Below are 11,833 nucleotides of genomic sequence, written 5' to 3'. Positions count from 1 at the left end.
CGGGCCGGGGGCTGGGCTGATCGCCGTCGGCCTGTTCACCCTGGACGCGGCGCGGGGGCCCCGCCCGGGGGGGGGGGGCGGCGCCACCGCCGTCGCTCGTCGCGGGGACGGGCCTGCGGACGTCAGCTCGCGGCGAGCGCCGCGCGGATCTCGCTGACCGGGTCGGTCTCGTGGTACGGCCGCTCGCTGGTCTCGATGTGGTCCAGGAACTCCTGGTACCGGACCGCGTAGGCGAGGTGGTAGAGCGGCTCCACCAGCTCCAGCGCGCGCTCCGGCGCCGACCCGGGGACGTGCTCGCGCCACGCCCGCGCCCACACCTCGGCGACCTGCGCCCACCGCTCCCCGTCCACGTACTGACGCGGGCGCAGCCCGTCCAGGGCCGGGTGACCGAACGCGGAGTCGGCGTAGTCCACGACCACCGACCGGGTGCCGTCGGTCCGCCAGTTGCCGGGGTGGAAGTCGCCGTGGAGGAGGGTGTCGGGCAGCCCGCAGGCCGTCAGCTCCTCGACCAGCGCGGGCAGTCGCGCGGCGAGCGCCCGGGCGGCGGCGAGCTCCGCGGCCGTGAGCCGGTCCTCGGGCAGGCCGTCGGCCGCTTCGGCGGCCGGCTCGGCGGCCGGCTTGTGAGTCAGGTCATCGGCCAGGTCGTCGGCCGGCTTGTCAGTCAGGCCGTCGGTCCCGGCCCCGTCTCCGTCCGGCTCGGACGCGTGCGCCGCGTGCTCGGCCGCCAGCCGGTCGAGCAGCGCGTTCACGTGGGCGACCAGCGTGGGCAGGGTGCGGTCCCGCAGTCCGGCCGCGGCGGCCCGGCCGTCGGCGGCCAGCGCCGCCTGGGCGGCGACCAGCCGGGGCACCACGTCGGCGACCTCCTCGGCGGACGGTCCCCAGCAGTCCTCACCGGGCACGTGGTCGAGCAGCAGGCGGCCGCGCTCGGGGTCGGAGCCGAGGACGGGCGGGACGAGCGTCGGGTCGGCGGAGCCGAGCAAAGCGATCACGTCGCCCTCACGGGCGTTGAAGGCGGGGTTGATCGCCTTCAGCCAGGCTTCACCGCCGTCGGCGGTCCGGAAGCGGAACAGCCCGGAGAGGTTCCACGTGCGGACCTGTTGGGGCTTGCCCGCGGCCGGCCGGCCGGCCCGGTCCAGCGCCTGCTCGGCCCAGTCGAGCGTCTCCCGCAGCCCGGCCGTGGTGGCCCAGCCGGCCCGGCGCTCGGCCGGACCGAGCAACGCGGCGACCTCCGGGGGCGCCTGACGCGGCGCCGGTCCGGCCGGCCGCTCCAGCGCCTCGACGTGGTAGACCACGTGCCCGCCGTGCCCGCCGGTCTCGCTCTGCGCGGCCGCGAGCCGGAGCACCACCACGGGCACCCCCAGCTCCTCCGTCACCCGCTCGACCACGGGCGCGGCGGACGACCACCACCCCCCGTCGACCTCGTACGGGCCCAGTGGCCCGAAGTATTCGCCCTCGTGGGTGAGGTGGGCGGTGACCGTTCGACCGTTCGCATGCTTCACCCGCGCAGGTTGGCCCATCGACCCCCGCCCGCGCGACCGGTTTTCCGGGGTGCCGCTACCCGATCGGCACCGCCGTGCCCGAGACCCGGACCCGGGCGTCGCCCTCGCGGAGCTCGACCGTCAGCACGCCGGGCCGGCCGAGGTCCTCGCCCTGGTGGAGGGTCAGGACGGCCGGGGCGGTGACCTCGCCGCGCTCGCGCAGGTAGGCGCCGAGGGCGGCGGCGGCCGCGCCGGTGGCCGGATCCTCCACGACGCCGCCGACCGGGAAGGGGTCGCGGACGTGGAAGACGTGCTCGCTCTCCCGCCGAACCAGCTGGAGCGTGAGGAGCTGACGTGCCGCCATGTAGGCGGCGAGGCCCTCGAAGTCGTACGCCAGGCGGGCCAGCCGGTCCCGGCTCGCGGCGGCCAGCACCAGGTGCCGGGCGCCGGCGTACGCGATCCGGGGCGGCAGCGCGGTGTCCAGCTCGTCGGCCGACCATCCGAGCAGGGCGAGCACCTCGGCGACGTCCGCCTCGGTCACCTCCTCGACGTGCGGCTCGACGCTGGTGAGGGTCGCCCGCAGCAGGCCGTCCGGACCCTTGTCCACCTCGACCGGCACCTCTCCGACCCGGGTGGCGAAGACGAACCGGCCGGGGCCGACCCGCTCGGCGAGCGCGACGGCCGAGGCGACGGTGGCATGACCGCAGAACGGCACCTCGGCCAGCGGGCTGAAGTACCGCACGGTGTAGGCGCCCCCGACGTCACCCGGCGCCCCACCCGGGGCACCGGCCGGGCCGCCCCCCTGGGCCGCCTCCGGTATCAGGAAGGCCGTCTCGGAGTAGCCGACCTCGGCGGCGACGGCGAGCATCCGCTCGGCGGAGAGGCCGGAGGCGTCGAGCACGACGCCGGCCGGATTGCCCCCGGTCGGCTCGGTGGCGAAGGCGGCGTAGTGCAGGATGTCGGTCTCGGGCGCGGTCGCGGGCACGGCGTCACTGGTCATGATCGCTCGAACGCCCCCCGCCGCCCCGCTGTTCCCGCCCGCGCCCACCCACCGGTGGTGCGCGGGCCCCTCGCACGCCCCGCCCGCGCGCCCCGGCACCCGGCGCCGCACGCCACCTCGCCGCACGCCTCCCCTGCGGCACGCCGGACGACGCACGCCCGACGACGCACGCCCCCGCCGGCGCGACCTCACCGCCGACGCGACCTCACCGCCGGCGCGACCTCACCGCAGTACCGCCTCCAGCAGGTCCGACCCCAGCCGGGCGCTGCCCGCCAGGTCGAGCTGGTACAGCATGTACCGCCCGCGCCGATGCGTGGTCAGCAGCCCGGCCTTGCGCAGCACGGCGAGGTGCCGCGACACCTCGGGCGCGCTGAGCTGCCAGGCCGACGCCAGCTCGACCGTCGTGTGCGGGCCGCGCGCCATGGTGCGGGCGAGCCGCAGCCGGACGGGATGGGCCAGCGCCTCCAGCCGCTGCTGGATCACGGCCAGCGAGACCGGCTCGGGCACCCCGGACTCCGCCAGCGGGTACTGCACCACCGGCCGCCACCCGGCCGCGTGCACCACCAGCAGGTGCGGGCGGCCGAACGCGGTCGGGATGAAGGTCACGCCCCCGGCGCCGACCGCGCTGGTGGTGTTGTCCTGCAGCTTGTCGATGAGGATCCGCCGCCGGCCGTCCGCGCCGGTCTCCAGGCCGACCGACGGCGAGACCGCCGCCAACGCCTCGCCGGGGCCGCGCCGGGCCAGCAGGTCCGCCTTCTGCCGGGCGTCGGCGGCGAGGTCCGGCAGCACCCGCTGCCAGGCGTCGGCGAAGAACGCCTCCTGGCAGTCCTCCAGCATCCGCCGGACCAGCGCCCGGACGACCGGCGGGTCGGCGAGCAGCCGGTCCGCGAAGGCGGCCTGCCGCGGTCCGCGGGCCAGCGCCAGCTCCCGGGCGCGCTCCTGCGCCGCGGGGTCGGTGAGCGGCGAGCCCATCCGGTGGGTGAGCCGGGACGACCCGCAGGTGGTGATGAGCGCGGCCGCGACGTACAGCTCGTCGTCGATCCGGTCGACGGCGTCCAGCTCCTCGGCCAGGGTCGCGCCGGGCAGGCCGGGGACGAGGAAGTCGGCACGCGAGGAGCGCCAGAGGAAGTCCGCCTCCAGGAGCCGCTCGGAGAGCTCGGGCGGGATCGACGCGGCCGTGCTCGCCGCCCAGCCGTGCAACGCGGGGTGGTGCGCGGGCTCGGCGAGCACGTGGAGCATCGCGTTCAGCTCGGCGAGCGGGGAGGGGGTGAAGAGCAGGCGCTCGTCGGGCAGGGAGGTGATGTCGATGGTCAGGCTCACGCCCCCGATCCTGCCAGCCGGCCCGGGGGGCGCCTTCCCCGATTGACGGGAGTCGTCAATCGACGTGCGCGGCGGCCGTCGAAGGGCGGACGGTACCGGCCATGAGCCTCGTTCAGGAGAAACTCGTCCACGACCACGCCGCCGCCCGCAACGGCGAGCCGCCGTCACCGCCGGTCGCCACCGCCCGCCGCGGTGCGCCCCGGGCCGGCGCCTCCGACCGCGGCCCCGCCGCCCTGCTCCGGATGCTCACCGCCGCCGGCGGCCGCCGCTACGCCGCCGCGCTGCTGGTCGACGCCCTCGGCGCCGGCCTGCTCCGCCCGTTCCTGCTGCTCTACGGCATCGGGGTGCTGCACCTCGGCGCGGGCGCGGCCGGCCTGGCGATGTCCGCCGGGATGCTGGCGGGCCTGCTGGTGCTGCCGCTGACCGGGCGGTGGATCGACCGCGGCGCACGGAGTCTCCCGGCGGCGGCCACCCTGCTGGTCCGGGCGGCCGGCTCGGTGGCGCTGCTGTGCGCGGGCGGCCTCGGCGGGTTCACCGTGGCCGCCGTGCTGCTCGGCGTGGGCGGCCAGTCCTGGCCGACCACGCACGCCGCCGTGGTCAGCACGCTCACCCAGGGCCGCACCCGGGACGCCGCCCTGGCCGCCGGCCGAACGCTGCGCAACGCCGGTCTGGGCGCGGGGGCGCTGCTCGCGACCCTCGCCGTGGCGGGCGGCGCGGGCGCCGTCCGGCTGCTCGCCGGCGTGACGGCGGCGGCCTGCCTGGTCGCGGCGGCGCTGGTCCACTCCCTGCACGTCACGGCTCCCCGGACACCCGCGCCCGCCCCGGACGCGGTCCCGGACGCGGCTCCGGACACGGTTCCGGACGCGGTTCCGGACGCTGCCGCGGAGACCCCCGGCCGAAGCCCGGCGCTGCGCCGGATCACCCTGCTCAGCGCCGCCAACCTCCCCTACGCCTTCAGCTTCGACGTCCTGGAGGTCGCCCTGCCGGCGCTGCTCGTGCTGCACCTGCAGGCCTCCCCGGCGTGGTCCTCCGGCGTGTTCGTGGGCAACACCGTGCTGGTGATCACCCTTCAGCTCGCCGTGGTGCTCCGGCTCGCCGACCGCTCGCGGCGTGGCGTGCTGGCCGCCGCCGGTGTCGTCCTCGCCCTGTCCTACCTGGGCTTCTGGGCGGCGGGCGGGATCGGCGGGACGTCCGGCGCGGTCGCGGTGGCGGGGGTCTCGGTGCTGTTCACGCTCGGCGAGATCCTCTACAGCGGCTCGGGCACGGCCCTGGTCGCCGCCGCCGCGCCGCCCGGGCTGCTCGGCCGGGCGCTCGCGCGCTGGGAGCTGGCCACGGGTCTCGGCCGGACACTGGCCCCGGCGGTGCTGACGGCGCTGCTGGCCGCCGGTCCGGGCGTGCTCTGGCCGGTGCTGGCGGCGGCCACCCTGCTCGGGGCGGCCGCCGTGGCCCGGCTGGCCCCCGCCGGATGACCGGGACCCCGGCCGGATGACCGGGAGGGCAGGCCGATCACCCGCGGCCGGCCCGCTCCGCCGACCGGTGCGATGACCTTCGCCATGGCCTCTCCCTCTCCCGCCCCCGCGACCGCGACCGCGACCGCGACCGCGACCGCGGACGAACGTCCTGCCGGCCGGTCGCGGGAGCGTCCTCCCCCGGCGCCGCCCGACGTGCGGCCGGTCCGCCGGTCGCCGATGCTGGGCGACGACGCGTGTCCGGTGTTCCGCGACCGGGCCCGCGCCCGTGGAAGCCCGAGGAAGGACGGTCCCCGCATGAGTTTCCTTGACTTCGAGGTCATCGACACCCCTGACAGCTCGCTCAACAAGACCTCCGTGCTGGTGACGGGCCCCAACGACGCCCTGCTGGTGGACGCCGGGTTCACCCGCTCCGACGGCCGCCGGCTGGTCGAACGGATCCGGGCCACCGGCAAGCGGCTGACCACGGTGTTCGTCAGCCACGGCGACCCGGACTTCTACTTCGGCGCGCAGGAGGTGCAGGACGCCTTCCCGCAGGCCCGGTTCCTGGCCACGGCGTCCACCGTCGAGCACATCCAGGAGACCTACGACGCCAAGCTGAAGACCTGGGCGCACCTCGGCCCGGAGCTGCCGACCCGGCTGGTGCGGCCCGAGGCGCTGCACGGCGACGAGCTCGTCTTCGAGGGCCACCGGTTCGAGCTGCGCGGGGTCGACTTCCACCTGCCGGACCGGCACTACCTCTGGCAGCACCACCACCACGCGATCCTCGGCGGGGTGCTGCTCTTCGAGGGCCTGCACGTCTGGACCGCCGACACGCCCACGCCGGAGCAGCGGGCCGCCTGGATCGACCTGCTGGACGGCATGACGGCGCTGGAGCCGGAGTTCGTGGTCGCCGGCCACCGCACGGCCGGCGCGCCCACCGACACCACCGCGATCGACCACACCCGCGACTACCTGCGGGCGTTCGAGACCGAGATCGGCCGGGCCCCCGACGCGGCCGCCGCCAAGGCGGCCCTGGAGCGCCGCTTCCCGGACCTCGGCCTGAAGCTGGCGGTCGACCTCGGGACGAAGGTCGCCAAGGGCGAGCTGGCCTGGGGCTGAGCGACGTGATCGAGATCCCGAAGTCCGCCGCCGCCTTCGCCGAGTCCGACGCCCCGGCCGACGTGGTCCGCCGCCAGTACCTGGCCTCGGCGCGCGGCGACCTGGCCGCGCTGCGGGCGACGCTCGCGGAGGACGTCGAGTGGACGGAGATGGCCGGCTTCCCGCTGGCCGGCACGTACCGGACGCCGAAGGGCGTGACCGGCGGCGTCATGGAACGCCTGGCCGCCGACTGGGAGGACTGGACGGCGCACGACGACCGCTACGTGGTGGACGGCGAGAACGTGGTGGTGCTGGCCCGCTACACCGCCGTGCACCGGGCCACCCGCCGCCCGCTGGCGGTCCGGGTGGCGCACCACTTCACCGTGCGCGGCGGCCTGATCGTGCGCTTCGAGCAGTTCGTCGACACCGCTCTGGTCCGCGACGCCATGACGCCATGACACCGTGACGCCGTCGCACCACCCCCGGTCGAAACCCGGCGCGATCCCGGTTCACCCGTTCGGGGGAGCCTGCCGCGGCGCGCCTGGCCCGGCCTCGACAGGCCGCGCCGACCGGCGGCAGGCTGTCCGTGATTCCGGCCGGAGAGCGAGGGGTTCAGCATGGGCACGGACACAGCGGGAACGGCCGACGGCGGCGGGCACGAGCGGCCGGTCGTCATCGTCGGCGCCTCCCTGGGCGGGGCGAAGGCCGCCGAGGCGCTGCGCGGGGCCGGGTACCGGGGCGGCATCGTCCTGATCGGCGACGAGCACGAACTCCCCTACGAGCGGCCGCCGCTGTCCAAGGGCTACCTGCTCGGCAAGACGCCCCGCGAGAAGATCTACGTCCACCCGACGCAGTGGTACGCCGAGCACGACGTCACCCTGCGCCTCGGCACCGCCGTCACCGCGATCGACCCGGTCGCGCACACCGTCACGCTGGCCGACGACGGCCGGATCGAGTACGCCAAGCTGCTGCTCACCACCGGTTCGACACCACGCCGGCTGCCGGTGCCCGGCGCGGACCAGGACGGCGTGCTGTACCTGCGCCGGGTGGAGGAGAGCGACCGGATCCGGGCGGCCCTGGAGCCGGGCGCCCGGGTCGCGGTGATCGGCGCCGGGTGGATCGGTCTGGAGACGGCGGCGGCCGCCCGGACGGCGGGCGCCGAGGTGACCGTGCTGGAGGCCGCCGAACTGCCGCTGCTGCGGGTGCTCGGCCGCGAGGTCGCCCAGGTCTTCGCCGACCTGCACCGCGACCACGGCGTGGACCTCCGGTTCAACGCCCAGGTCGAGGAGCTGACCGGCGACGGCGGCAGGGTCACCGGCGTCCGGCTCGCCGACGGCTCCACCGTCGCGGCCGACACGGTGATCATCGGCATCGGCATCGCCCCCGTCACGGCACTCGCCGAGGCCGCCGGGCTGGCGGTCGAGAACGGCGTCAAGACCGACGAGCACCTGCGTACCTCGGACCCGGACGTCTACGCGGCGGGCGACGTCGCCAACGCCTTCCACCCGCTGTTCGGCCGCCACCTGCGCGTCGAGCACTGGGCCAACGCGCTCAACCAACCCCAGACCGCCGCCCGGGCCCTCCTCGGCCTGGCCGGCCCGGAGGCGGTCCACGACCGGGTGCCGTACTTCTTCACCGACCAGTACGACCTCGGGATGGAGTACACCGGCTACGTCGAACCCGAGGGCTACGACCAGGTGGTCTTCCGCGGCGACCCGGCCACCCGCGAGTTCATCGCCTTCTGGCTCTCCGGCGGCCGCGTCCTGGCGGGCATGAACGTCAACATCTGGGACGTCACCGACCCGATCCGCGACCTGATCGTCTCCAAGCGCGTGGTGGACCCCGACCGCCTGGCCGACCCGAACGTCCCCCTCGGCGAGGTCTAACTGATCGTTTCAGAATGAGTTGAACTGCACTCTTGCGCTCGACGAGCTTGGTCGGCAGGCTGTCCGCGTCCGTGTTGATCTTGTACCTGATGACCTGTGGGAGCGGGTGGCTCCGCTGCTGCCGCCCGCTCCCGAACGGCGCCACCGCCACCCCGGGCGACTGCGGGTCCCGGACCGGGCGGCCCTGGCCGGCATCATCTACGTGCTGCGGACAGGTGTCGCATGGCGCGATGTCCCCGCGCAGGCCGTGGGCTGCTCCGGCGTCACGGCCTGGCGCCGGCTGCGGGACTGGACGGAGGCCGGCGTCGGGCCCCGCCTGCACGCCGTGCTGCTGACCGATCTGCGGCGCGCGGACCTGCTGGACCTGGACGACTGCGCCGTGGACGGCTCACACGTCCGGGCCCTCAAGGGGGGACCACGTCGGCCCCTCTCCCGTCGACCGAGCCCGCCCCGGCTCCAAACACCATGTGATCGTGGACCGTTGCGGCACCCCGCTCGCCGTGACGCTCACCGGGCAATCGCCACGACGTCACCCAGCTGCTGCCCCTGCGATACGACGGCTAGGACGAACCTTTGCCACGACGTTTCTCCTCACGCTCGGCCAGAAGGACGATAGCGACCGCCACCGACAGTGGCCAGGCGCTCACGCGTGGGGTTCGGCTCGTTCCAGTTGGCGCACGGTTCAGGCGCGAGCGCCGCGGCGCCACAGTTGCCTCCAGCTCGTAGTCCTAGCCGTTGTCGGCGCAGCCACCAACTTCGGTTCTGGCAGCAACCGTTCGACGCCCAGCGGCGCCGTCATCTCGCGCGGCGCCCGCTCGGTCAGCTCGGCTGCCTCCTGCTCGGGGCCGAGCAGCGCGTGCAGCGCGGCGGCCGAGCTGAACTCGACGGCGCATCGGCTCCCGTCCCGCTGCCGAAACAGCCGCAGCACCTGGGCGTCGCCGACGGTCCTCACCGGTCCGTAGCGGACGGGGTGCTCCTCGAAGGCGGTCATCTCGTGCTCCTCCCGGGGTGGGTGCCTGGCCGCTCAGTCCTCGTAATGCTGGGCGTAACCGCAGTGGCCCACCGGGCGTCCCGGCTGGCAGGGCTCAGCCGGACGTCGCTCGAACACGGTGTCACGCAGCAGTCGGCGCAGCACCGTCTCGTCCACGACGGGCCGCGCCCGACGTTCGTCGGGGTCCGTCGAGATCACCAGGTAGCCCGTCATGGCGTGCATTGTCCTTCCCGTTACCGTGCCCTGCGGGCTCAGCTCCGAGCCCGCCTCCAGTGCAACCCGTTCGGGGCTGGCAGCGCCGCCCTTGACGCGCGGTCTACACCCATCGGGCCTGTCCTGACGTTTCCTTGACATCCCTGCGGCCGAAAGGGTGCGGCCCCGTCCTGGCATGATCTGTGGCCATGGACCTGGAGACGCTGCTGCGCCGGCTCGCCGACGAGTACATCGAGGACCCCTGGGACCGGCCGGAGGAGTACCACCACGCCGGTGACGCGACCTTGCCCGGCCTGCCGTCGGGCTCGCACCCGGTGCACATCGGCGCCGAGATCATCGACAACGCCGCAGTCGGGGCGGAGGAGGCGTTCGTGGTCCTGCTGCTCGTCCAGCTGGGCCCGCCCGAGCGGATCGCCGAGGCCGAGTTCGTAGCGGCCGCACCGCACTGGCAGGCTCTCAGCGCCGACCTCGGACTGCTGTGGGACGCCGCCACCATGGAGCACCGGACCGGACCGGGCCGCCACCAGCGCGTCTGGCTGGCCCGCCAGATCACCCCGAACATCAGCCTGCCCGCTCTCCCGACCTTCGCCGAGAACGCCGTCTGCCGCGAGGGCCGCACGGCCGACGGGGCGCTGGTCGCCCTGCTCTTCACCCGCAACCAGCAGCCATCCTGACCATAAATCAGTTGAACGGGCTTTCGGCGGCATGCGAACCTCCCGCGACGACGCCGATGTGGGGGCTGGTCGAGCCGTGACTGCCCGAACCGGGTCCGAAGCTGAAGCCGGGGCGGCCCCGCGTGCCGGACCGGCAAGCGCTCTGCGGAATCCTGTTCGTGCTGCACACCGGCATCCAGTGGGAGTACCTGCCCCAAGAGCTCGGCTTCGGCTCGGGCATGACCTGCTGGCGGCGCCTGGCGGCCTGGAACGAAGCCGGAGTGTGGGACCGGCTCCATCTGGTCCTCCTGCGCAAGCTTCGGTCGGCCCGGCAGCTCGGCTGGTCCCGGGCGGTGATCGACTCCACCCACATCCGGGCCGCCCGACGCGGCCCAAAAGCGGACCGAGCCCGGTCGACCGCGCACGACCGGGCAGCAAGCACCACGTCCTCGGCGTCCACCGCTGGGTCGTCGAGCGCACCATCGCCTGGCTCCACGGCTTCCGCCGCCTACGCATCCGCTGGGAACGGCGCGACGACATCCACGAAGGCTTCCTCGGCCTCGCCACCCGCCTGTTCACTCACAGGCACGTCCAGCGACTTTGTCAGGACCTCTACTGCTCCCGCAGGATGGTCGGGTCTACTCAGGATTCATCTGGTCATGAAGATCGTCCCAGGTCCACGGCTGAGCTGCCCGTCCGTCTGTCTCCCGCCCGTACTGGCCGAAATCCTCGCGCCGACCTGTACCAGCATCTTGCAACCTCCTGGCATACGTCCGCGCTTCCTCGGCTGCTCCCACCTGGGACATCGCCAATGTCAAAGCCTCGCCACCGGCGTAATCCGACACGCTCGCGTGGGTGGCGGCCCTTGTCGCGAGGGAGCGGGCCGCCTCGCGGTCCCCGGTTGAGCGCAGGGAACGCACGAGGGCGGCGAGCCCACTCGGGTTCGCAAGCTCCACGTGGGCAGCGGGCCGGCGGGCCAGGAGTTGTTGTACGGCGTCGAGGTCCCGAAGCCTTCTCAGGGCCCGTAGCAGTCCTGCAACACCGTGTGGATCCGTCAGCGCCACGTGCAGTGCGGGTTCGCGAGCAAGCAAGACCCTCACAGACTTGTCGTGTCCGCTGCAATGGAGCAGGGTCAACATGCCCGTGACGCCGCCCGGTTCTCTCAAGCCGATGTGGGCGGCCGGTTCCCGATCCAGTAGGGCAGTCGCTGCCGCCTCGTCCCCAGCATCCAGCAGGACGTCCAGCACGCTGGAGACGCCTGAGGCGTCTGCCAGATCGATTCTGGCCGCAACCTCAATGGCCATCTCTTGCGGCCACGGCTCGTCTACCAGTCTGTAGAGCTCCCGGAGCACGTCAGCGATGCCGAACGGGTAGCGAAGTTGGGCACGTTCAGCCAGGACACGGAGAGCGTCGTTGTCACCGAGTATGTGGAGTTCTTCCAGTAGGTGCAGGATGAAAATGTTGGTTGGGTCAGCCTTGGCTGCAGGGTTTCGACTCAGCAGCGTGAGCAGGGCGGTGCCCGCCCCGATCTTGCGGAGTGCCGCCAGCAGAGCCATAGAGGCGAAGGGATTGAAGAGGTCGCCTTCTGAGGCAGCTCTGGCAGCGAGCTTCTGAGTTGCCGCTCCTTCCCCCAGTTCGTAAAGCTCCTCTAGTGTCCTGAGTCTGGAATTTCATTCATAAATATAGACTGGGTCTATGGTGCGGACTGGTCGGCCGAAGGCCGAGTTGGTGTTGTCGGACGAG

The 11,833-nt window shown here is 73.9% G+C and carries 11 protein-coding genes and 2 pseudogenes; 7 read left to right on the top strand and 6 right to left on the bottom strand.

The annotated features are described in order from the left end of the window. Positions 1–122: 122 nt before the first annotated feature. The 3 genes from ACFVHB_RS16000 to ACFVHB_RS15990 form a co-directional block, all read right to left on the bottom strand. Positions 123–1,499 carry a phosphotransferase gene (locus tag ACFVHB_RS16000; RefSeq protein WP_380321341.1) on the bottom strand — a complete coding sequence of 459 codons (1,377 nt, stop codon included), beginning with the start codon at positions 1,497–1,499 and terminating at the stop codon, positions 123–125. 55 nt (positions 1,500–1,554) lie between these two features. Then, positions 1,555–2,478 carry a PhzF family phenazine biosynthesis protein gene (locus ACFVHB_RS15995; RefSeq protein ID WP_380321338.1) on the bottom strand — a complete coding sequence of 308 codons (924 nt, stop codon included), beginning with the start codon at positions 2,476–2,478 and terminating at the stop codon, positions 1,555–1,557. 222 nt (positions 2,479–2,700) lie between these two features. Next, positions 2,701–3,798: a DUF5937 family protein gene (locus tag ACFVHB_RS15990; RefSeq protein WP_380321335.1), complete on the bottom strand. Its 1,098-nt coding sequence runs from the start codon at positions 3,796–3,798 to the stop codon at positions 2,701–2,703. A 101-nt stretch (positions 3,799–3,899) separates the two neighbouring features. Here ACFVHB_RS15990 and ACFVHB_RS15985 point away from each other — a divergent pair, with 101 nt between their 5' ends. The 5 genes and pseudogenes from ACFVHB_RS15985 to ACFVHB_RS15965 form a co-directional block, all read left to right on the top strand. Then, positions 3,900–5,267, top strand: coding sequence for an MFS transporter (locus ACFVHB_RS15985; protein ID WP_380321332.1), 1,368 nt, complete (start codon positions 3,900–3,902; stop codon positions 5,265–5,267). Positions 5,268–5,564: 297 nt separating this feature from the next. Continuing rightward, the gene (locus tag ACFVHB_RS15980) at positions 5,565–6,368 is read left to right on the top strand and encodes an MBL fold metallo-hydrolase (protein WP_380321329.1); all 804 of its coding nucleotides are present in this window, start codon (positions 5,565–5,567) and stop codon (positions 6,366–6,368) included. Between the two features lie 5 nt (positions 6,369–6,373). Next, complete coding sequence (locus ACFVHB_RS15975; RefSeq protein WP_380321326.1) at positions 6,374–6,805, top strand: nuclear transport factor 2 family protein; 432 nt, start codon at positions 6,374–6,376, stop codon at positions 6,803–6,805. A 159-nt stretch (positions 6,806–6,964) separates the two neighbouring features. Continuing rightward, positions 6,965–8,233, top strand: a complete 1,269-nt coding sequence (locus ACFVHB_RS15970; protein ID WP_380321323.1) for an NAD(P)/FAD-dependent oxidoreductase — start codon at positions 6,965–6,967, stop codon at positions 8,231–8,233. A gap of 19 nt (positions 8,234–8,252) precedes the next feature. Then, positions 8,253–8,782 (top strand): annotated as a pseudogene (locus ACFVHB_RS15965) (IS5 family transposase); the annotation flags it as partial. 133 nt (positions 8,783–8,915) lie between these two features. Here the strand turns inward: ACFVHB_RS15965 and ACFVHB_RS15960 are convergent. Then, positions 8,916–9,224 (bottom strand): SAV_915 family protein, encoded by a 309-nt coding sequence (locus ACFVHB_RS15960; protein WP_380321320.1) that lies wholly within the window; start codon positions 9,222–9,224, stop codon positions 8,916–8,918. 33 nt (positions 9,225–9,257) lie between these two features. Beyond that, the gene (locus tag ACFVHB_RS15955) at positions 9,258–9,437 is read right to left on the bottom strand and encodes a hypothetical protein (RefSeq protein WP_380321317.1); all 180 of its coding nucleotides are present in this window, start codon (positions 9,435–9,437) and stop codon (positions 9,258–9,260) included. 188 nt (positions 9,438–9,625) lie between these two features. Between ACFVHB_RS15955 and ACFVHB_RS15950 the strand changes: the two genes are divergently transcribed. Next, positions 9,626–10,111 (top strand): hypothetical protein, encoded by a 486-nt coding sequence (locus tag ACFVHB_RS15950; protein ID WP_380321314.1) that lies wholly within the window; start codon positions 9,626–9,628, stop codon positions 10,109–10,111. 80 nt (positions 10,112–10,191) lie between these two features. After that, a pseudogene (locus ACFVHB_RS15945) lies at positions 10,192–10,664 on the top strand (transposase); the annotation flags it as partial. 64 nt (positions 10,665–10,728) lie between these two features. Here the strand turns inward: ACFVHB_RS15945 and ACFVHB_RS15940 are convergent. Next, a complete protein-coding gene (locus tag ACFVHB_RS15940) occupies positions 10,729–11,646 on the bottom strand; it encodes a hypothetical protein (protein ID WP_380321311.1) in 918 nt (305 codons plus the stop codon). Positions 11,647–11,833 lie beyond the last annotated feature (187 nt).

Source organism: Kitasatospora sp. NPDC127111, from assembly GCF_042677465.1.
Classification (GTDB): domain Bacteria; phylum Actinomycetota; class Actinomycetes; order Streptomycetales; family Streptomycetaceae; genus Kitasatospora.
The sequence above is the reverse complement of the archived record's forward strand: the minus strand, read 5'-3'. Positions and strand labels throughout refer to the sequence as shown.

Coding starts and splice junctions, on each gene's coding strand:
- ACFVHB_RS15995 (WP_380321338.1), bottom strand. CDS start 2,478: ATGACCAGTGACGCCGTGCCCGCGACCGCGCCCGAGACCGACATCCTG.
- ACFVHB_RS15985 (WP_380321332.1), top strand. CDS start 3,900: ATGAGCCTCGTTCAGGAGAAACTCGTCCACGACCACGCCGCCGCCCGC.
- ACFVHB_RS15960 (WP_380321320.1), bottom strand. CDS start 9,224: ATGACCGCCTTCGAGGAGCACCCCGTCCGCTACGGACCGGTGAGGACC.
- ACFVHB_RS15980 (WP_380321329.1), top strand. CDS start 5,565: ATGAGTTTCCTTGACTTCGAGGTCATCGACACCCCTGACAGCTCGCTC.
- ACFVHB_RS15955 (WP_380321317.1), bottom strand. CDS start 9,437: ATGACGGGCTACCTGGTGATCTCGACGGACCCCGACGAACGTCGGGCG.
- ACFVHB_RS15970 (WP_380321323.1), top strand. CDS start 6,965: ATGGGCACGGACACAGCGGGAACGGCCGACGGCGGCGGGCACGAGCGG.
- ACFVHB_RS15950 (WP_380321314.1), top strand. CDS start 9,626: ATGGACCTGGAGACGCTGCTGCGCCGGCTCGCCGACGAGTACATCGAG.
- ACFVHB_RS15940 (WP_380321311.1), bottom strand. CDS start 11,646: ATGGCTCTGCTGGCGGCACTCCGCAAGATCGGGGCGGGCACCGCCCTG.